Origin of the sequence: Lyngbya sp. PCC 8106, from assembly GCF_000169095.1 — a bacterium.
Taxonomy (GTDB): Bacteria; Cyanobacteriota; Cyanobacteriia; order Cyanobacteriales; family Microcoleaceae; genus Capilliphycus.
Map to the genome: position 1 here is coordinate 23,943 of NZ_AAVU01000007.1, position 20,720 is coordinate 44,662.

Below are 20,720 nucleotides of genomic sequence, written 5' to 3' on the forward strand. Positions count from 1 at the left end.
CTTGAAAAAGCGATGCCCACAGATGACCGTGTGCTGAGGTCAGAGGTCAGGTTTGAGGGGTTGATCTCAAATCAGAAGATCACCTTCACCTGTCACCTGCTGACTCATTCACTGTTCACTATTTACTGTAATAACCCATGACTGACAATAAAAAAATCTTCCGTAATCAAATTATTGATAAAAAGCAACTCAAGAAACTTATTTCTTGGTCCTTTACCCATTATGGTACTGCCCGTACCGCTCAAATTGCCGATGTATTAAAAGATATGGGATTCCGCTATGCCACACGCGCCGGAGTTTCCATCAGTGTAGAAGACTTGCAAGTTCCCCCTTCTAAGCGAGGTCTTCTCGATGAAGCCCAAGAAGAAATTCGTCGTACAGAACGTCGCTATACCAAAGGAGAAATTACCGAAGTCGAACGCTTTCAAAAAGTGGTCGATACCTGGAACGGGACGAGTGAGGCCCTCAAAGATGAAGTGGTGCGAAACTTTAAAGCCACAAACCCGCTCAACTCCGTTTACATGATGGCATTTTCTGGGGCGCGGGGTAACATCTCCCAAGTTCGTCAGCTTGTGGGAATGCGGGGATTGATGGCAAACCCCCAAGGGGAAATTATTGACTTGCCCATTAAAACCAACTTCCGGGAAGGATTAACCGTTACCGAATACATTATCTCCTCCTACGGAGCGCGGAAAGGTTTAGTTGATACCGCCTTGCGGACGGCTGACTCGGGATATTTGACCCGTCGTTTAGTAGACGTAGCTCAAGACGTCATTTTGCGAGAAATCGACTGTAGCACCGAAAAGGGAATTTGGCTGCGAAGTATGACCGATGGTGAACGCATTCTGATTCCCCTACAAGATCGGTTGTTTGGACGAGTGCTAGGAGCAGATGTTATCCACCCCGAAACTGGGGAAATTGTTAGCTTTGAAGGCAAAAAAGCAGTTCGCAACCAAGCCATTTGTGCCGATCTCGCAACTGCTATTGGTCAATCAAAAGTCAAGGAAGTTTTTCTGCGTAGTCCGTTAACCTGTGAAGCGACTCGCTCCGTCTGTCGGCATTGTTATGGCTGGAGTTTAGCTCATGCAGATATGGTCGATCTCGGAGAAGCAATTGGGATTATTGCAGCCCAATCTATCGGTGAACCGGGAACCCAGTTAACCATGCGGACATTCCACACCGGAGGAGTCTTCACCGCAGAAGCCGCCGAAATTATTAAAGCCCCCTTTGATGGTGTGGTTCACTTACCGAAAACACTGCGATTACGCGCCTTCCGGACTCGTCACGGCGATGATTCTTTTTACATTGAAAGTAACGGTAAAATTACCGTCGAAAATGGGGATCGGACTCAATCGTTAAATGTCTCTCAAGGAAGTTCTCTGGTCGTCAAAGAAGGGCAATCGGTGAAAGCCGACCAAGTGTTAGTCGAGATTCCCGCCGGGGGTCGTACCGCTCGTAAAACCACAGAAAAAGCGACCAAAGACGTTGCCACAGACTTAGCGGGTGAAGTCAAGTTTGCTGATGTAGTGGCTGAGGAAAAAACCGACCGTCAAGGGAACATGACCCGCATTGCTGCCCGAGGCGGTTTGATTTGGATTCTCTCAGGTGAGGTGTATAACTTACTTCCTGGGGCTGAACCCACCGTTAAAAACGGAGATCGCGTTGGAATCGACAGTGTACTGGCTCAAACGCGATTAGTTTCGGAACATGGGGGAATTGTTCGGATTCACGAGCGCGAACCGGACACAACGACACCAGAGGTTCTCGAACCCTCTATTCCTCCCTTGGCTGAACCAACGGGTGCGGGTGTGGTCACTCCCACCACGACTCCCAAATCAGACCTCCCGCGTGAGATTGAAATTATCACCGCTTCGGTGTTGTTAGACCAGGCGTTAGTGCGGATACAGCAACTCCAAGGTCGTGAACAATATGTGATTGAAACCACCAACAACAATCGCTTCTTGCTGAAGGTGACACCGGGAAGTAAAGTCGAGAACCATGAAGTGATCGCCGAGTTGATTGATGATAGCTACCGCACGGCGACCGGAGGCATTATTAAATATGCGGGAGTTGAAGTCGCCAAGCGCAATAAAGCCAAACAAGGATACGAAGTGATTCAAGGCGGTACACTCCTGTGGATTCCTGAAGAATGTCACGAAGTCAATAAAGATATTTCTCTGTTATTGGTCGAAGATGGGCAGTACGTCGAAGCCGGTACCGAAGTAGTGAAAGACATCTTCTGTCAGTCCAACGGGGTGATTGAAGTCACTCAGAAAAATGACATTTTGCGGGAAATTGTGATCAAACCGGGAGAACTCCACCTCGTTGATGACCCGGAAATGGTCATGGCGATTGATGGTAAGATTGTTAATCCGGGAGAAGAAGCGATTCCCGGTATCGTTGCGACAGAATTGCACTACATTGAGTATGTGGAAACTCCCGAGGGTCCTGCTTTATTGCTGCGACCGGTGACTGAGTTCAAAGTCCCCGAAATGCCTCCGATTCCTTCTCAAGAGTCCTTAAACGAATCGATCTCTTTACAAGCCGTGCAGCGCTTAACCTACAAAGATGGTGAACGAGTGCGATCGGTTGAAGGGGTGGAACTGTTGCGAACTCAACTGGTGATTAATATCGGCACTGAAGCCCCCCAACTGGCGGCCGATATTGAACTGATTCCCCATGAAGAAGATCCAGAACTGATGCGCCTGCAATTGGTGATTTTAGAGTCTTTGGTGATTCGTCGGGATATCGTGGCAGATGCGACTCAAGGCAGCACCCGCACTCGTTTACTCGTTAAGGACGGAGACGAAATTAAACCGGGTTCGGTGGTCAGTCGGACGGAAATCTTGTGTAAAGAAACCGGAATCGTCAGTGGTATTCGCTCCGGGACAGAAATCCTCCGACGGATTTTGGTGGTGCGTGATGCTGACCAAATGAAAATTGACCTTCCCCCGGGAGTGACAACCAATGTTAAACCGGGTCAGTTGGTGGTTGAGAGTAGTGAACTAGCTCCTGGGGTGACACTTCCCGAGTCGGGTGAGATTATTGCAGTTCATCCCGGGTCATCCGGGACTGCTGAAGAGAAGTCTGTCTCGGAGGGTTCGGAAGATGATTCTCAACTGGCACCGAGCGGAACCACTCAAGTCATCATGCGTTTGGGTCGTCCTTATCGGGTGTCTTCTGGGGCGATTCTACATCTTAATGATGGAGATTTGGTGCAACGGGGCGATAACCTGGTGTTGCTGGTGTTTGAACGGGCGAAAACAGGAGACATTATTCAGGGTTTACCTCGGATTGAAGAACTGTTGGAGGCCCGTAAACCCAAGGAAGCTTGTATTCTCGCCAAACATCCCGGAACGGCGCAAGTCAATGTCACGGACGAAATTGTTGATCTGCGGGTGATGGAAAATGATGGCAACATTAGTGAATATCCGTTGTTACCCGGTCAAACGGTGATTGTCTCCGATGGACAAATGGTGGAAGTGGGTCAAGCCCTAACCGATGGGCCTGCAAATCCTCACGAAATCTTGGAAGTGTTCTTTAACTATCATCAACACCTGGAGGGCATTTATGATGCGGCGTTGCGGAGTTTCCAACAATGCCAAACCTTCTTGGTGAACGAAGTGCAGTCGGTTTATCAGTCTCAAGGAATTGATATTTCTGACAAACACATTGAAGTCATCGTTCGACAAATGACCTCGAAAGTGCGAATTGATGATGGTGGAGATACAACTATGTTACCGGGAGAACTGGTCGAACTGCGCCAGGTTGAACAGGTCAACGAAGCGATGTCGATTACCGGGGGCGCACCTGCACGATATACACCGATGTTACTCGGGATTACAAAAGCGTCCTTGAATACCGATAGCTTTATCTCAGCGGCGAGTTTCCAAGAAACCACTCGTGTTTTAACAGAAGCCGCTATTGAAGGGAAGTCTGACTGGTTACGAGGCTTGAAAGAAAACGTGATTATTGGTCGTTTGATTCCGGCAGGAACTGGATTTAATGCCTATGAAGAACTCGGGGTTGGGGATTTTAGCCTTGAGAATAACGACATGAGTTATCTCGAAGATGAGGAAATGGAATTGAAAGATGTTGTTCTTGATGATCGCACCGCTCGTAAAATGGATCGAGGTGATCTCAACGACACTCAAGAGTCCGATGAACTCATCAAGGATAATTCTCTGTTTTTGGATGATGAACTCATTGATGATGACAGTTTTGAGGAAGATAAATAACTGATCACAGAGATGTAATCTAGTATACGATTTGCGTTACTTTGAGTGGCTTCAAGGTATTTTCTGAATGTGATACAATCAAAAAACGCGAAAACCAAGCGATTAAAGCATTTAAGGCTTGACATCCCAGAGAATTCTTGTCTAGTGGGCAGCCTGTAAAAAGGTAACTGAGTAAAGCCATCAGTTTTAAATTTCCTGAAAATAGTGGAGTAGAGATCCAAAGTTGTGATTGAAAACTCAATAATAGGTTGGGTTCCAGCCGATTTTCAGCCTGTGGACAGGGTGCTGCCGACAGTCCTGGTTTGAAACAGGAAGCAAACAGTGCAAAAGTGTTGTAATGCGACGTTTTGTACAGGTTTTGTAGAACAGATGACTTCACTGTCAAACATCTGGGCATCTGTCTCCACTTTCAACAATCTAGCGGAGTGGGGGCAGGTGCATTAGGGAACCGCAGGGAGCGCCAAGGTAAGGTATAATATCAAGAGCAAAGCACGATTTGTGAGCTGTAGTTGGAAACTCCAATTTCAGCGCACGCGAATTGAAGCCGTTCAACTCTACTCATTGTTGCTGACAATACCGCATGATTGGATCAGACCCCAAGTTAGAACAGCACGCTCATCAAGCCGAACACATTCACAATGACCACGAACATCACCAGACGACTCCTCATGTTCACAGTGAAGAATCCCTGCGACGTATTGTGAACCGCTTGTCTCGGATTGAAGGGCATATCCGAGGGGTGAAAAGAATGGTCGCCGAAAGTGATCCTTGTCCGGATGTGTTAGTGCAAATTGCCGCGATTCGAGGTGCGTTAGACCGAGTGGCGCGGATTATCCTAGATGAACACTTGAGTGAATGTGTGGCAAGAGCGGCAAAAGAAGGTAACATCGATGATGAGATTGAGCAGTTAAAATCTGCTTTAGATCGGTTTATCCCCTAAGCCTTGTACTGCATTTATGTTCAGGAAAGTCTTCTTCGGATTGTTGTGGATCGGGTTTGTTACCTACGCCTTTACCTTGGCGCCGCCCGATCAGCCCGATACCTTAGTTTTGATTAAAGATTTGTCAACGGGCAACTGGCAGGGAATCAATCCTCTGATCGTTGCTCTTTTTAATTTAATGGGAATTTGGCCGCTAATTTATAGTAGTTTATTGTTTTTTGATGGTCAAGGTCAAAAAATATCGGCTTGGCCGTTTGCAATGGCTTCTTTTGCGGTGGGGGCGTTTGCAATATTACCCTATCTGGTTTTCCGTCAACCGAACCCCAATTATTCGGGTTCTCTAAATTTTGTTTTAAAATTATTCGATTCTCGAATTACAGGTATTCTTTTAACAATAGGTGCCGTTACGCTGATGGGCTACGGTTTAAACGGTGGAGATTGGTCAGACTTTCTACAACAATGGCAAACGAGTCGCTTTATTCATGTGATGAGTTTAGATTTTTGTCTGCTCGGTCTGGTGTTTCCGGCTTTACTGTGGGATGATATGGCGCGACGGAAAATGAATAATTCTTTTCTGTTTTGGGGGGTGGCTTTACTTCCCTTGCTAGGGCCTTTATTCTATCTGTGTGTGCGTTCGCCTTTGAGTTCAACTCTGGGTGAAACGGAAACCAATCAACAACAACCCCAAGCCTGATCTCTGAGCCGATCAATGTGATCTCAAAGACTTAAAGAATTACCATGGATGATTGATGGGGAGATCTCCGGATCTTGCCTTCAATACCCTGATTTTTTTTTCGATTTTAGATCAAAATTGCTCACAATATTAGTTTTTCATGTCTTCAGTCGTTGCGTAAATTGTTGCTTCGGTTTAAGATAAATTTTTCTATACTAGACTATATAGTTTAATTTTCTAACTTTTCAAGCCTCAGCAATACCTCTGCTCAGGAGGTCGAAAGATGGCTAAGAGTTGTAAGCTTCACCACTTTACCAGTGAATGGGGAAGCTCATTGCTCATTTTAAACGAGCTGGCTTTATTCTAGTTTCCAGTCATCTCTGTTCAACAGTCAGCAAGACATATTTCTAAATAAAATCTGATTAACCTCAATGGAAACATTTAAGAATGGATATCAAAAGAGACTCAAAACAATCCTTACTTCTGTTATTGGGGACTCTACTGTTGAGTTCATGTGCAGAACAACCTCAAGCTGCGGCACCTCAACCTGTAACCGTAGAAATTGACCGAGTTGAATCGAGTCAAGTCAAAGATAGCACCGAGTTTGTTGCTCGGGTTGAAGGGGTAGAAAACTCTGTCCTTCAACCTCGGGTAAGTGGTTGGGTGAAGCAAGTTTATGTGAGATTAGGCGATCAGGTGTCAACCGGAGATCCGATCATGTTGATTGATCCGTCTCAACAACAAGCGAATTTAGAAAGTAGACTAGCGGCGGTTGAATCAAGACGCGCTCAACTTGAAACGGCTAAAGCCAATCTAGACGCTCAACGAGCAGAATTGAGACGATTGCAAGCGGAGTTAAGCTATCAATCTCAAGAAGCCAATTTAAGAGATGCTGAACAAACTCTCGCCGCCGAAAGACAAGAAAAGCAACGCATTGAGTATGAACTTGAATTTCTTTCAGAAGCTGCGAACTTAAAAGATGCTCAAGAACAACTCGAAGCCGCTCGTCGAGAACGTGACCGTCGAGCAATTGTCAAAGAAGAACGGGACAGTGCTTTTGAGAGATATGAAAAGCTGTGGGAAGAAGGCGTTGTTTCCTCAGAAGCCTATGATCAACGTTTGCGTGAGATTCGAGAAGCTGAAGCGGCCCTCGCTCAACAAGAAGATACCGTGCGATCTGCACAAGCGCAAGTTGTAGCCGCTCAACAGGATCTCGAACGCCAGATTAGTACCTTACAAGCTCAGATTAGCACTCAGCAAAGCCGGATCGAAGCGGCGAGGGCGAGGGTTGAGAGTGCAGGACAAGCTTTTGAACGCCAAGTCGCGACTCTCAACGCTCAAATTGCCAGTCAGGAAAAGGTGATAGAAGCTCAACAATCTGAGGTGAATCGCTTAGGACGGGAAATTCAACAGGCTCAAGCAGATGCGACAGGTCAACAAGTTGAACTCGACTACTATAGTTTAGAAGCTCCAATTTCGGGGATTGTGGGTGAGCTTCCCGTGAAAGTGGGGGATTTTGTTGATAGCCAAACGACTGTTACCAGTATTCGACAAAATGATCAATTAGAAGTGAATATTGATGTCCCTGTGGGACGATTATCTCAAATTCGAGTCGGGACTCCGGTTGAACTGATCTCTCAAGAAACAGGTCAACAGATTGGCACAAGTAGGATTTCCTATGTCTCTCCGAATGCCGGAACAGAAACCCAAACGATTTTAGTCAAAGCAATTTACAACAACCAAGATAACAAACTGCGAACCGACCAAATTGTTCGAGCGAGAGTGATTTGGGAACAACAAGCGGGAATTACAGTACCGACAACGGCGATTAACCGCATTGGCGCTCAAAGTTTTGTGTTTGTCGTCGAAGAAGAAAATCAAGAAGGTCAGCAAATGCAGATCGCCAAGCAAAGACCTGTGGAGTTAGGGAGTATGCAGGGTCAAAGCTTTGAAGTTTTATCGGGGTTAAAAGCAGGCGATCGCATTGTTACCGACGGAGTGGTGAAGTTGCGCGATGGTACACCCGTTACCGAACCCAATCAACAGCAAGAAGCCGCATCACCTTCGGAGTAATTGAGAGTCGGGGCGTTGTGTCGCTGAGTTTACCCGGTCTGTGATCATGAGTTGAACCAATCGGAATTTACTCTAAAGGAGGATGCTGCGGTAAAACAGTATGGAATTTTAGCCAATCGCTCAATGAATAGAATTATTAATCTATCAAAAGTCAAGGAGTCTGATAAACTGGAAGGCAATTATGGTGCTTCGATTCTTTTGTTAGCAAAAAGATTGATTTTTTTAAGCCCGTTTGTCCTCGAAAATATCAATACGCTAAAACACCAGCATCTTAAAAGAAAAGTTTAAAATCAAGTCCGACTCTACGCCTAACGGCACGCTCTGCGAACGCTAACAATCGTTACTCCCAACCCTGAACTCATCTACCCCTGCTGATTTTTATGTTGTTATTCGTTAGCACATTTATTAAAAGACCCGTTCTGACAACGGTTTGCACCATTATTGTTATTTTGTTGGGGGCTATCTGTATTCCCTTGCTGCCGATTACTCAGTTACCCCAACTAGCAAACACCCAAATTAACGTCACTGCGGTCAATATTGGGGCAGATGCTCAGACGACCGAAACCACCGTCACGACCATCTTAGAACGGGAAATTAACGGGGTTGAGGATATGAGATATATCTCCTCCAACACTGGAAACAACGGCATTTCTAATATTGCTGTCGCTTTCCCTGTGGATGTAGATCGAGACATCGCTCAGGTTAACGTTCAAAACCGAGTCTCTCAGGCTGAACCCACCTTACCCGAGACCGTTCGACAAACCGGAATATCAGTTGCTTCTTCTTCTCCGAGTATTCTGCTCGTGATCGCGTTTTACTCTGACACTGATGATAACGGCAGATATCTCTACAACGATATCTTTATGAGTAACTACCTAGACTTGAGCGTTCTAGACCAGATTAGGCGAGTTCCGGGAGTCGGTCAGGCGACAATTTTTGGGGAACGACAGTATGCGATGCGAATTTGGCTCGATCCCCAACAGATGGCGGCACGGGGACTAACTGCTCAAGATGTTAGCGCTGCACTACAACAACAAAATATTCAAATCGGTGCGGGAAAACTGGGCCAGAGTCCGACACCCGAGGGTCAACGCTTTGAAATTCCCCTACAAGCAACCAGTCGTTTAACCATTGACCAATTTGAAGATCTCGTGCTAAAAGTCGGGGATGATGGGACACTGATTCAACTCCGAGATGTGGGTCGAGCCGAACTTGGAGCCGAGAACTATGATACTGTTGCCACCTTTAGAGGTCAACCAACTGTGGGGTTGGGGATTTATCAACTCCCCGGAAGTAATGCTTTAGAAGTGGCTAACCAGATTAAAGCAACAATGGCGGAGTTGAGTGAGAGTTTTCCGCCAGGATTAAACTATGAAATTCCCTACGACACGACATTATTTATTTCGGCTTCTTTGAATGAAGTGGTTGTCACCTTAACTCAAGCGATTGGTTTGGTGATTTTAGTAATTTTTATTTTCTTACAAGATTGGCGGACAACTTTGATTCCGGCTGTTGCTATTCCTGTGGCGTTAATTGGGGCAATGGCGGGATTAAAAATCATGGGATTTGAACTCAATACCCTGACGTTATTTGCTTGTACTCTGGCTACAGGTTTGGTGGTGGATGATGCGATTGTGATTGTTGAGGCGATTTCTCTAAAAATTGAACAGGGAATGAAACCCCGTCAAGCCGCCCTGGATGCGATGCAAGAACTGACCGGGGCAACGATTGCGACTTCTTTGGTGTTGATGGCGGTATTTATTCCGGTGTCATTCTTTCCTGGAACAACCGGAATTATCTTTAAACAATTTGCCTTAACAATTGCCTTTGCTGTCGCCTTTTCCACCTTTAATGCGTTGAGTTTTTCACCGAGTATGTCGGCCGTGCTACTGCGTCCGAAAGATAAAACCAAAGGGCCTCTCGGATTGTTATTTAAAAAGTTTAATCAGGGGTTTGGTGGGATTCAAAACCAATACGCGAAAGCAGTTAATTTTCTGCTCAAAATCAACACTCTGGTCATGGGGATTTTTGTGGGGGGTTTGGTTCTCACCGTTTTGATGTATCAATGGGTGCCTGGAGGATTTATTCCGGAAGAAGACCAGGGCTATTTTATTATTCTGATTCAAGCTCCAGAGGGGGTTTCTCTCAACTACACCGCCGAAGCCATTGACGAAATTACAGATAGAGTTTTAGAAGCACCTGAAGTGTTGGGAACCTTTGGGATTGCTGGATTTAGTTTTAATGGAGTTAACCCCAGTCAAGGGATTATGTTTGTTCCCCTCAAACCCTGGTCAGAACGCCCGACGCCTGAACAGTCTGTTTATGGTGTCCTGGGTCGGGTAAATGGGTCTTTGCAAACTGTAGCGTCTGTGAGAGCGTTTGCGGTGAATGCACCCCCTGTTCAAGGGTTGAGCAGTACGGGTGGGTTTGAATTTCAGTTGCAAGATCGCAGTGGAAATTTACCGATTTCGGCTTTACTGGAAAATGGAAATCGCTTAATTGGGGCAGTCAATTCGCCTCAATATCCGTCTGTCGGAGTGGCTTTTACTCAATTTACGGCAAATAAGGCTCAAAAACAAATCGAAGTGCTACGCGATCGCGCTAATACTCTTAATGTTAATGTGAGTGACATTTTCCGAACCCTGCAAACTTATTTTGGTTCATCTTATGTGAGTGATTTTGTTCTCGGACAGAGACAATATCGGGTGTATGTACAAGCAGAAGCGGAGGCTCGGTCGGCACCTAACGATATTGATAAACTCTACGTTCGCTCTCGCAATAATGAGATGATTCCGTTGAGCAGTTTGGTTAGAATTACAGATTTTGTCGGCCCAGAAACGATTACCCGCTTTAATATTTTCCGCTCAATGTTGATTCAAGGAAATCCTGCACCTGGTTATAGTAGCGGACAGGCGATCGCCGCGATGGAACAAGCGGCCTCGGAAGTGCTTGACCCGGGTTTTGGGTATGCGTGGCAGGGGAGTGCTTTGGAGGAACAGGCTTCTGGGGGTGCGGCTCCGATTATCTTTGGTTTGGGGTTGGTGATGGTATTTTTGGTGCTGTCGGCGCAGTACGAAAGTTATATTGATCCCCTGATTATTATTCTGTCTGTACCCTTGGCGGTGTTGGGTGCGATGTCCGCGATTTGGTTGCGTTCTAATGTGTTGATGGTGGGTAGCATCTGGCCGGTGGTGACGAATGATGTTTACTGTCAGGTGGCGTTGGTGATGTTGATTGGTTTGGCCTCTAAAAACTCGATTTTGATTGTGGAATTTGCTAACCAGTTGCGCGATAAAGGCCTGAGTATTAAAAAAGCGGCATCGCAAGCGGCAGAACAACGGTTTCGACCGATTCAAATGACGGCAATTTCTTCTCTGATTGGGTTTTGGCCGTTGGTGGTGGCATCGGGTGCGGGTGCGTCGAGTCGTTGGTCTTTGGGAACGGCAATTTTTGGCGGAATGTTTGTGGGAACGCTCCTGAGTTTGTTGATTACGCCGAACCTTTATATTGCGATTAAAACCCTAGAGGCTCGTGTACTGAAAGGGGAAAAGCCGGAGAAAACTGATGGTGATGACGATTCTAATGGTTCAGGGGGGTTACTCAAGCCGATAAAACGCCGTTCCAGTGGTGATTCTGAATCTACAGAAGAAACTTCTTTGAGTCCTGATCAGGCTTTACGAATCAATCATCAGTCTCCTGATCCTCACGGAGAAGGGGTTTAGGTTTACTGTTCACTTAGGATCAAATCAACAAATGCGATGACGGATGAAGAACGTGTCCAAGCTAATCATGCTGAGGCTTCCCAAGCTGACAGCCCGACCGTGTCTCACTCGGATGACTCGACAGAGTTAACTCTTTTTAGCTTGTCGCAGCGCGTCGAACAGTTAGAGGAACAGTTGAGTAATGTGTTGTTGTTGTTGAGTGATGTCTACCGTTATCAGAAATTGCGGGACTTGTTGGCGGCGCAACAGTGGCAGGAAGCGGATCTCGAAACGACGAGAGTGATGTTGGAAATTATCGGACAAAGTAATCACGATAATATTACGCCGGATGATGTGATCAAGTTTCCTTGTAGTAGTTTATGCTTGTTGGATAAACTTTGGAGAACTTATAGTCATGATCATTTTGGGTTTAGCCGACAACAACAAATTTATGTGAGTGAGGGGGGAACCGATGATATTTCTAATATTGATTTACAGGTTTTAGAAAAAGTTGGCGATCGCATGGGATGGCGGGATAATCATAAATGGTTGCCCTATGATCACTTGGATTTTAGTTTATCGGCACCATTGGGTTGTCATCCGTCTAACTGGTGGCGTTCGGCTTATGGGGCAAAGATGGCGGTTTATTTTCTAGCGCGACTGATGCAGTGTGATGTCACTTCGGATGTTCAACTTATCGCAGAGGATACTGAAAATGTTTAAAGATTGGTCTACGGATGATTGGATTAATCATATCCTATTTGCTGTGACGATTTTGCTTTTATTGGCTTCTTTTATTTTTGCTTAATTTCTTTTTAACTTGAGTCATCATTTTCGGTGTGGTTGAGGTAGATTTTGATTGAATTTCCATCGATTATCCCCGAAATCGGATGATGATCTCTTAATTTTAGCCTAAACAATGTTGGAAAGATTCTCAGGTACTATTTTAATTTTCGTAAAACAATGTTTGTAATTTCTCGAAGGTTTGCTAAAACGGATATAGAGACTAAAAAAAATGTCAATCTGAGTCAGCTTAGGGGGAAAATACAATGAATACGAGGCTCATCCTCTTTTCGGGGATTATCATGGCGATGCTTGGCTCTGTATTTGGGTTAGCAGTCTCTAAGCTCCACCAGGATCGGTATCAATGTTGTAATCAGGTCAGCATCAATGATGTGGGTTATTCTCGCTCAAAAGCACCGAGTCAGTATGCAATGGCGGGAGCCGCGATGGGGTTGGCAGTCGGTTCCGTTTTGGAGACAGTTCGGCAGATGAAGCCAGAAGAAAATGAAGAATAGAATTATTCAATCACAAAATAGACAAAAAAAGAGATAAATTTAATTAACAAGTCAAGAAGTGGAAGAACTGAAAAAGCAGATCAAATCTCCCACAACTTTTAGTTTTAATCAAGTTTGCATCAAATTTTAGCGTTCAATCCGATGAATTTTCAGGAAGTTGGTGCCTCTGGGGTGTTTCGTGGGAATTCCAGCAACAACCAGAATTTGATCACCCAGATTGACTAACTGACGTTCTAACAGTAATGTTTCGGTTTGATCCATTAATCCTTCAAAAGAGCCAACTTCGTGAGCTAACAAAATGGGGAGAACGCCCCAAACTAAGTTCAAACGATGGTAGGTAATCTCATCGGGGGTAAAAGCCACAACAGCAGCTTTTGGTCGTTCTGCGGCAGCGAGTTCAGCAGTATATCCGGTGCTAGTATAAGCAACAATACACTTCAACGGCAGAATTTTATCAATTGTATTTATAGCTTCACTCAACGCATGGGTTTCGTCGGACTCAGCAGGAGGATAGTTAACAAATTTCAATTCCGGTTCAACACCAGAGGCAATTTTAGCCAGCATTTCCACCGCTTTCACCGGAAAATCACCCACGGCGGACTCTCCCGACAACATCACCGCATCCGTACCGTCAATAATCGCATTGGCGACATCCGAGGCTTCTGCACGAGTCGGGCGAGGATTATGAATCATGCTTTCTAGCATTTGGGTTGCCGTAATTACTGGAACTCCTTTTTGGTTGCAGAGTTTAATAATCTGTTTTTGCAACAAAGGCACTTTTTCTGGACTCATTTCTACTCCTAAATCCCCTCGGGCGACCATCAAACCGTCACATTCATTGATAATTGCTTCTAAGTTCTCAATAGCTTGGGGCTTCTCAATTTTTGCCATTACCGGAATATGTTCAGCCCCGTGTTCCGTGAGAAATGTCTTTAAGTGGCGAACGTCTTCAGCCCGACGGACAAAACTCAGAGACACCCAATCAATCCCTTGAGATAAACCAAATTCTAAGTCTTGGATATCTTTTTCTGTCATCGAAGGCAGTTGTAAAATTAAACTGGGTAAATTGACGCCTTTGCGACTTTTTAATAAGCCCCCTTCTACGATTTTACATTGAACGGCTTTACCCGAAATTTCCTCAATTTTGAGTTCTAATAAGCCATCATCGAGCAAAATTTGCGCCCCAGGTTCGGCTTCTTCTGCTAAAGAGGGATAATCAATCGAAATAGTATTCGGTTGATTGTTATACTCATCAATGGGAACTAAAGTTAGGGATTCACCTGTGATTAGTTCAATCCCACCATCGGGTAACTGACCGACTCGAATCTTTGGCCCTTGTAAGTCTTGCAATAGGGTAATCTGGATATCTAAATCATCTGAAACCTGACGTAACATTTTAATCGTTTCGGCATGATCTTCGTAGCTACCATGAGAGAAATTTAATCGGGCGATTCTCATTCCTGCAACGACCATTTGTTTAAGGGTGTTGGCATCTCGACTAGCAGGACCGATAGTGGCGACAATTTTGGTTCGATGAGTTGACATTTGCATGAGCTATATCTGTTATATCTAGAGGTTGATTCAAAGTTCTCCTTTGATGGAGATGTAATCTTAATTTTCAGTAGATGAAAAATACAAGGTTTTAAAATCCGAAGTTTTCATCAGAAAAGTTAATATTTTATAGATCAAGTTTATCGATATATTCTCGTAAAGTATGAGCAGATTTTTTGAGAAGTTTTTCTTCGTTTTCAGCTAGGGTAAAATTCATGACTTTCATCACGCCGTCTCGGTTAACAATCGAAGGTAAACTAATACAAATATCTTCGGATAATTCGTACATTTTATCAACTCGGGTACTGACGGTAAAAATCCGATTTTGATTGTGAAGAATAGCTTTAACAATCTCTGTCACCGCTAAACCAATGGCATAGGAAGTATATCCTTTTCGCTTGATAATTTCATAAGCCGCATTTTTGACCTGTTCAAAAATTTCATTTAATTCTGCAAAATCGCAAGCAGGGCTTCCTTTCCAGTCTCCATCACAGATTTTCATTCCGGCAACATTTGCCTTACTCCAAACCGGAACTTCACTATCACCATGTTCACCGATAATATAAGCATGAACACTGCGAGGATCAATATCGAGTCGGTTAGCCAATAAAGCCCGAAAACGAGCGGTATCGAGTACCGTTCCTGAACCCAAAACTCTCGAACTGGGAAAACCTGAAAGCTTGAGACTCACATAGGTCATAATATCAACAGGGTTGGCAACTATTAGTAAAATTGCATCGGGACAATGTTTAGCAACATCCCCAATTAAACTTCTAAAAATTTTGACATTACGGTGTAATAAATCTAGACGAGTTTCACCTTCTCTTTGACTCGCTCCTGCTGTTACAATCACAATATCGGCATCCTTTCCCACATCCGCAACAGTTCCGGCTTTGATGCGAGTCGGAGAGATAAAAGGAACGCCATGCAATAAGTCCATGACTTCTCCTTCGACTTTATCTGTGGCGATATCTTGTAAGATCAGTTCATCAAAACAGTCTTGAATTAACATAGAATAAGCACAAGCCATCCCGACCTGACCTGCTCCAATGATCACACCTTTGCGAGGTTTAATTTTACTATCAAAATTCTCCGCATCTGGATGTAGATTAAATAATCCCTCAAACATAAATCCTCCCGTTAATTAATTAATTTTTGAGTTAATTCAGTTAGAAAAATTGTACGTGGCTATACAATTTAGTTGTTTTGAATTGTTATACAACTTATACAACAGTTTTGACTGAATTACACCATATTTTAGCACTAACTTTTAAATCTTGCAGGGCAATGATTTAATAAATAATCTATTCTTAACCACAATTATAAATCTTCTTAACCCCTCAGTCAGCAGAATCTTCATAAAAATGGTTTATTCATCTATCTAATGAGGTAAAATGAGGAGACTTAAATGCCCATAGTTTACAAGTTATATCTATAAAAATGTAGATTTTTTTTAAATCAATCCTTTTGTACTTGATCAAAATTGATGTTAAAATTGACAACCCAAGTCAATACTAAAATAATCTCGTAAAATTTTGTTATATTCTGCTTCGGTAGATATGGTACACTCTTGTCGTTGACCATTTTGGGTAATTATTAATCGGTTATCGCTCAATGTGACTCGACCTTCAAGCGTTGCTTTCGTACAAATACGACGCTGAGTAAAAATAGATTGAGGTGAGGTTTGATTATATTCACAAGTTGATTGAAAATCTGTTAGTTTTTTAGGTGTTAAGGTGAAACAATATTTGGGTTGATAGTGGTCATCTTTTTTTTGATAAAATATCCAGTGACTCTCCTCTTTTATCAGCTGATAATATTCTTCCTGTTGGATTTGTTCAGTTAAACTTTCTAACTTCAAAGGATAAAGAAATGAGTCTCCAAAACCAACATCAACTAACCAAAAATCTCTGTCTTTTACCAACAGCATTAAATGACCCAATTCTCGCCCAAAATGACCATCTTCTCGTGCAACTTGAGCAGAAATTAGAGTGATATTAAAACCTAGTTGTTGCAATAGCCAGGAAAATAAAGAGTTAAGTTCATAGCAAAAGCCTCCTCGGTTTTTTTGAACGATTTTTGTGTATAATGTTTCTAAATTAAGATGAATTGGTTGGTTGAGATGAATACTAAGATTTTCAAAAGGAACCGTCAGTAAATGACAGTAATGCAGTTGATAAAGCGTCTCAATATTGGGTTCAAGAGAACCTTGATAGTGAATCCGGTTTAGATAGGCTTCAACGTCCATATAAAACTTAATATTTTAACTTTTATTCCTGATCAAATTTCTGTTCAATTTGACGATATGTTGGGACATCAATCAGTTTCTCAAACTCCTGAAAACTGACTAAATTTTCTAAATTTGCTGTACTTCCGGTTTCTTTCAACTGACGCAAACAATTCGTCATCGCTTTCGTGACAGTTAATAAACCTGACAAGGGAAAAAAGACAATTTTAAACCCTAGTTGTTGTAATTCTTGGGCTGATAATTGAGGTGTTTTTCCGCCTTCTATGATATTTGCAACTAAGGGAATATTGGGTAAAGCGTTAGCAATTTTAACGAGTTCATCTTCAGACTGAGGTGCTTCAATAAAAATTACATCAGCCCCTGCTTCAAAGTAAGCTTTACCTCGGTTAATGGCTTCATCTAAACCCAAAGGTGCGCGAGCATCTGTTCGTCCAATAATGACTAAATTACTATCCGCTTTCGCATCAACTGCGGCTTTGATTTTCGCAATTTGTTCGGTTGTGGAAATCACTCGTTTTCCCTCAAAGTGACCACATTTTTTCGGCCATTCTTGATCTTCTAAAATAATTCCAGAAACACCTAAATTAATCGCATCTTTCACGGTACGAATAACATTCAAAACGTTTCCATAACCTGTATCTAAATCCGCAATTAACGGAATTTGAATTGACCGAACAATTCGACCAATACTATAAAACATTTCAGTCGCTGTGAGAAACCCATAGTCAGGTAAACCCAATGTTGATGCAGCAATACCAAACCCACTGGTCGCGACGACTTCAAAACCTAACTGTTCAGCTATTTTAGCACTCAAACAGTCATAAATACCCGGAATTACCAAAATTTCTGATTGTTCTAGTCGTGTTCTGAGTTTATTTGTAAAAGACATAGGATAATATTAAAGCTCTATAATTTAGGATACACCAATCCCTGTCGTTATCAAGATTATATTTCTAGAAGCCGATGAACACTCAAAAAATCATTCAGCAGTTTGTACTAGCAATTGCAGTCGGCTTTTTATTCAATTGGCTTAATATTCCTGTTGGTTGGCTATTGGGGCCGATGATAGTGGGAATTCTATATGCTACTATTCAAGGCTATTCTGAACCCTTATCTCCTATTTTTATGACATTGGGTAAGGCATTTTTGGGTTTAGCAACGGCAGTTCGTTTCTCTCCAGATACTCTAATTATCGCTGCTAATTATGCAATACCTTTACTATTTTGTATTATTATCACTGGAATTATGAGCGTATTTCATGGTTATTTATTATCTCGTTTTTCGGGGATTGATCGAGTTACCGGATTGCTCGCTTTTATTCCGGGTTTAGCTTCAAGTATTGTGGCAATTGGCGAAGAAATGGGAGCGGATGCGGTAGCAATTGCTTTATTTCAATACTTGCGTTTATTGTTAGTTATTGTGATTGTTCCGACTCTGGCAACTTTCTTGTTTCCGGCTAATTCTGAAAGTCCAAATTTAATCCCTATTTTGACAGTAGATCAATTATCTATTCCTTTCGTTTCCAATTTGTTTATATTAGCAATTTGTTGTGGTCTAGGCATCTGGGGCGGAAATAAATTTAATCTACCTGCATCGGAATTTCTCGGAACATTTATTATCGGTTTAATTTGTTTTTGGACGTTTCCTCAGTATATCCAAGTTCCTCAATGGTTATTTCAAACGGGATTATTGCTTGTGGGACTTTCTATCGGATTAAAGTTTGATTTTCAAACAGTTAATAAACTCTTTAAAGCGGTATTAATTGAAGCAGGATTAGTCATTTCACTAATTATCTGTTGTTTAGCAATTGGATATGGATTTCATCGGGTGACAGAGGTTGATCTTGTTACTGCTATTTTAGGATTAACACCTGGAGGACTTGAAGCAATGATTGCAACGGTTGTGCAGCTTGCCGGTGATACAAGTCTGGTATTAGCAATGCAATTAACTCGAATGTTAATGATTCTTTTATTGACTCCCTGGCTAACTACTTTTGTGATCAAACAAAAAGAAAAAGATGTGTAGTTCTAACAATGTTTAAAAAAATCAACTTAGATTGATTTGCGAACAATATTCAGCTATGATAGATTTAAACTTGTGCAACTTACAACGATGTCTGAAGCTTTTACCTTTGATAAACTGATTAAAAATGTTCGGGTTATTCGTCCTCACCAGCCCTCTGTAGAAACGTTTGATATCGGGATTAAGGATGGAAAATTCGTTCAAATTGAACAGAATATTAACCCCGCTCAAGCTCAACAAACCTTCGATGGAAATCACCTTTTAGCCTTTCCGGGCGTGGTAGATGCTCATATGCACGTTGGGATTTATCAACCCCTAAATCAAGATGCTATTACAGAGAGTAAAGCGGCTGCAATGGGCGGTGTAACAACCAGTTTAAACTATATTCGTACAGGTCAATATTATCTCAATCAAGGCGGAAGCTACCATCAGTTTTTTCCGAAAGTGTTAGCGCTTTCTGAGGGTAACTTTTATGTTGATTATGGGTATCATGTTGCCCCAATTGCGGCTGAACATCTAGAAGAAATGCCCCAACTATTTGAGGAGTTTGGAGTATCTTCTTTTAAAATTTTTATGTTCTATGGCGGTTATGGGTTGCACGGACTATCCGACCAGCAAAATTTATTTTTAATGATTAATAAAGAAGAACGCTACGACGTGGCTCACTTTGAGTTTATCATGCGAAGTTTAACTCAAATGCGCGAAAAATATCCCGATTGTCAAGATTATCTCAGCTTGAGTTTGCACTGTGAAATTGCGGAAATATTGAGCGCCTATACCAAAATTGTTCAACAGGATAATACCCTAACTGGACTGAAAGCTTATAGCGCGGCTCGTCCTCCTCATTCAGAAGGTTTAGCGATTTGCATTGCATCCTATCTTGCCCATGAAACCAACTGTATTAATATCAATTTACTACACTTAAGTTCTCGCAAAGCTATTGAAGCCGCTTTGATGATGCAAGCGACATTTCCTCATATTAATTTCCGTCGAGAAGTCACTGTCGGACATCTGCTTTTAGATGTGGATGCACCGACTGGAAAATGGGCAAAAGTTAATCCTCCCATTCGTCCGCGAGAGGATGTAGAATTTTTATGGCAAGCGGTTTTAAATCATCAAATTGATTGGGTTGTGAGCGATCATGCTTGTTGTTCAGCCGAACAAAAAGTTTCTCAACAAAACCCCGAAAATATTTGGTTAGCGAAGTCGGGTTTTGGGGGAACTGAATATTTACTATCTGGGGTTTTCAGTGAAGGAAATAAACGCGGAATGCCTTATCATCAAATGGCTGAATTATTAGCTTGGAATCCTGCACAACGATTTGGGCTATTAGAAAAGGGGGATATTGCTGTAGGTTATGATGCGGATTTGGTATTAATTGATCCCAATGAAACCTTTACTGTTCGGGCAGTAGAATCACAGTCTCAACAAGGTTATACGCCCTTTGAAGGGATGGAATTAACCGGACGAGTTAAAAGTACATTTCTTCGCGGAAATTTGATTTATCACAACGGAGAAATTCTCGGTTCGCCCCAAGGACGTTATTTGAAACGACCCTATGGAAAGTCTACAACAAAATTAAAGTAAAGGTGTTTTGAAAAAAGTCACATAATTTAGAGATTTAACGCCTTAGCTTTAACTCATTGATACTCGAATCAAAGTCCGTATGACAAACAATTTCTTCAAGACTAGATACTCGTTTTTGCAACTGGTCAATTTTTGTTTGTTCAAGTAAGTTTGTTGGTTGTACAAATATCCAAACTGATACAGTGCTAACCATAGCTGCAACTATCACGACTAAGGGTAAAATTGTGTAGTTTTCAACTATAGCAATGATAGGTACACAAGCGAGTAAACAAAAAATAGATAAACTCCATATCCATTTTGTTGCTGCTAACCGAACATCATTCATCTCAAATTGCTTTTTCTGACTAGACATAATACATCCTATGATTAATAATGAATAATCCACCAAT

15 protein-coding genes are annotated in these 20,720 nt (G+C 42.6%); 10 read left to right on the plus strand and 5 right to left on the minus strand.

Annotated elements, in window-relative coordinates:
- Window positions 1–137: 137 nt before the first annotated feature.
- The 8 genes from L8106_RS06590 (at window position 138) to L8106_RS06625 (ending at window position 12,923) form a co-directional block, all read left to right on the plus strand.
- The gene (locus L8106_RS06590; RefSeq protein WP_009783457.1) at window positions 138–4,238 is read left to right on the plus strand and encodes a DNA-directed RNA polymerase subunit beta'; all 4,101 of its coding nucleotides are present in this window, start codon (window positions 138–140) and stop codon (window positions 4,236–4,238) included.
- Between the two features lie 580 nt (window positions 4,239–4,818).
- A complete protein-coding gene (locus L8106_RS06595) occupies window positions 4,819–5,178 on the plus strand; it encodes a metal-sensitive transcriptional regulator (RefSeq protein WP_009783458.1) in 360 nt (119 codons plus the stop codon).
- Between the two features lie 16 nt (window positions 5,179–5,194).
- A complete protein-coding gene (locus tag L8106_RS06600) occupies window positions 5,195–5,872 on the plus strand; it encodes a hypothetical protein (RefSeq protein ID WP_039895627.1) in 678 nt (225 codons plus the stop codon).
- Window positions 5,873–6,298: 426 nt separating this feature from the next.
- Window positions 6,299–7,924 (plus strand): efflux RND transporter periplasmic adaptor subunit, encoded by a 1,626-nt coding sequence (locus L8106_RS06605; protein WP_009783460.1) that lies wholly within the window; start codon window positions 6,299–6,301, stop codon window positions 7,922–7,924.
- Window positions 7,925–7,975: 51 nt separating this feature from the next.
- Window positions 7,976–8,212: a hypothetical protein gene (locus tag L8106_RS06610; RefSeq protein WP_009783461.1), complete on the plus strand. Its 237-nt coding sequence runs from the start codon at window positions 7,976–7,978 to the stop codon at window positions 8,210–8,212.
- Between the two features lie 92 nt (window positions 8,213–8,304).
- Window positions 8,305–11,646, plus strand: coding sequence for an efflux RND transporter permease subunit (locus L8106_RS06615; RefSeq protein WP_009783462.1), 3,342 nt, complete (start codon window positions 8,305–8,307; stop codon window positions 11,644–11,646).
- A gap of 36 nt (window positions 11,647–11,682) precedes the next feature.
- The gene (locus L8106_RS06620; protein ID WP_009783463.1) at window positions 11,683–12,348 is read left to right on the plus strand and encodes a GUN4 domain-containing protein; all 666 of its coding nucleotides are present in this window, start codon (window positions 11,683–11,685) and stop codon (window positions 12,346–12,348) included.
- 326 nt (window positions 12,349–12,674) lie between these two features.
- Window positions 12,675–12,923 (plus strand): hypothetical protein, encoded by a 249-nt coding sequence (locus L8106_RS06625; RefSeq protein WP_039895628.1) that lies wholly within the window; start codon window positions 12,675–12,677, stop codon window positions 12,921–12,923.
- 126 nt (window positions 12,924–13,049) lie between these two features.
- On the opposite strand, the gene pyk is transcribed toward L8106_RS06625, so the two are convergent.
- From pyk to L8106_RS06645, 4 genes are all read right to left on the minus strand, one after another.
- The gene (pyk, locus tag L8106_RS06630; RefSeq protein ID WP_009783466.1) at window positions 13,050–14,474 is read right to left on the minus strand and encodes a pyruvate kinase; all 1,425 of its coding nucleotides are present in this window, start codon (window positions 14,472–14,474) and stop codon (window positions 13,050–13,052) included.
- A gap of 127 nt (window positions 14,475–14,601) precedes the next feature.
- Window positions 14,602–15,603, minus strand: coding sequence for an L-lactate dehydrogenase (locus L8106_RS06635; RefSeq protein WP_009783467.1), 1,002 nt, complete (start codon window positions 15,601–15,603; stop codon window positions 14,602–14,604).
- A 360-nt stretch (window positions 15,604–15,963) separates the two neighbouring features.
- Window positions 15,964–16,722 (minus strand): arylamine N-acetyltransferase, encoded by a 759-nt coding sequence (locus L8106_RS06640; RefSeq protein ID WP_009783468.1) that lies wholly within the window; start codon window positions 16,720–16,722, stop codon window positions 15,964–15,966.
- 22 nt (window positions 16,723–16,744) lie between these two features.
- The gene (locus L8106_RS06645) at window positions 16,745–17,611 is read right to left on the minus strand and encodes an oxaloacetate decarboxylase (RefSeq protein ID WP_009783469.1); all 867 of its coding nucleotides are present in this window, start codon (window positions 17,609–17,611) and stop codon (window positions 16,745–16,747) included.
- Between the two features lie 74 nt (window positions 17,612–17,685).
- On the opposite strand from L8106_RS06645, the gene L8106_RS06650 reads away from it, so the two are divergent.
- Together L8106_RS06650 and L8106_RS06655 are read left to right on the plus strand one after the other, a co-directional pair.
- Window positions 17,686–18,747 carry an AbrB family transcriptional regulator gene (locus L8106_RS06650; RefSeq protein ID WP_009783470.1) on the plus strand — a complete coding sequence of 354 codons (1,062 nt, stop codon included), beginning with the start codon at window positions 17,686–17,688 and terminating at the stop codon, window positions 18,745–18,747.
- Window positions 18,748–18,834: 87 nt separating this feature from the next.
- The gene (locus L8106_RS06655; protein ID WP_009783471.1) at window positions 18,835–20,331 is read left to right on the plus strand and encodes a dihydroorotase family protein; all 1,497 of its coding nucleotides are present in this window, start codon (window positions 18,835–18,837) and stop codon (window positions 20,329–20,331) included.
- A 34-nt stretch (window positions 20,332–20,365) separates the two neighbouring features.
- Here L8106_RS06655 and L8106_RS06660 read toward each other — a convergent pair whose 3' ends face one another.
- Entirely contained in the window at window positions 20,366–20,683 is a 318-nt protein-coding gene (locus L8106_RS06660; protein ID WP_009783472.1) for a hypothetical protein, read from the minus strand.
- Window positions 20,684–20,720 lie beyond the last annotated feature (37 nt).

Bases quoted from the DNA above. Each gene is read 5' to 3' on its own strand.
- L8106_RS06590 (WP_009783457.1), top strand. From the start codon at position 138: ATGACTGACAATAAAAAAATCTTCCGTAATCAAATTATTGATAAAAAG.
- L8106_RS06595 (WP_009783458.1), top strand. From the start codon at position 4,819: ATGATTGGATCAGACCCCAAGTTAGAACAGCACGCTCATCAAGCCGAA.
- L8106_RS06600 (WP_039895627.1), top strand. From the start codon at position 5,195: ATGTTCAGGAAAGTCTTCTTCGGATTGTTGTGGATCGGGTTTGTTACC.
- L8106_RS06605 (WP_009783460.1), top strand. From the start codon at position 6,299: ATGGATATCAAAAGAGACTCAAAACAATCCTTACTTCTGTTATTGGGG.
- L8106_RS06615 (WP_009783462.1), top strand. From the start codon at position 8,305: ATGTTGTTATTCGTTAGCACATTTATTAAAAGACCCGTTCTGACAACG.
- L8106_RS06620 (WP_009783463.1), top strand. From the start codon at position 11,683: ATGACGGATGAAGAACGTGTCCAAGCTAATCATGCTGAGGCTTCCCAA.
- L8106_RS06625 (WP_039895628.1), top strand. From the start codon at position 12,675: ATGAATACGAGGCTCATCCTCTTTTCGGGGATTATCATGGCGATGCTT.
- pyk (WP_009783466.1), bottom strand. From the start codon at position 14,474: ATGCAAATGTCAACTCATCGAACCAAAATTGTCGCCACTATCGGTCCT.
- L8106_RS06635 (WP_009783467.1), bottom strand. From the start codon at position 15,603: ATGTTTGAGGGATTATTTAATCTACATCCAGATGCGGAGAATTTTGAT.
- L8106_RS06640 (WP_009783468.1), bottom strand. From the start codon at position 16,722: ATGGACGTTGAAGCCTATCTAAACCGGATTCACTATCAAGGTTCTCTT.
- L8106_RS06645 (WP_009783469.1), bottom strand. From the start codon at position 17,611: ATGTCTTTTACAAATAAACTCAGAACACGACTAGAACAATCAGAAATT.
- L8106_RS06650 (WP_009783470.1), top strand. From the start codon at position 17,686: ATGAACACTCAAAAAATCATTCAGCAGTTTGTACTAGCAATTGCAGTC.
- L8106_RS06655 (WP_009783471.1), top strand. From the start codon at position 18,835: ATGTCTGAAGCTTTTACCTTTGATAAACTGATTAAAAATGTTCGGGTT.
- L8106_RS06660 (WP_009783472.1), bottom strand. From the start codon at position 20,683: ATGTCTAGTCAGAAAAAGCAATTTGAGATGAATGATGTTCGGTTAGCA.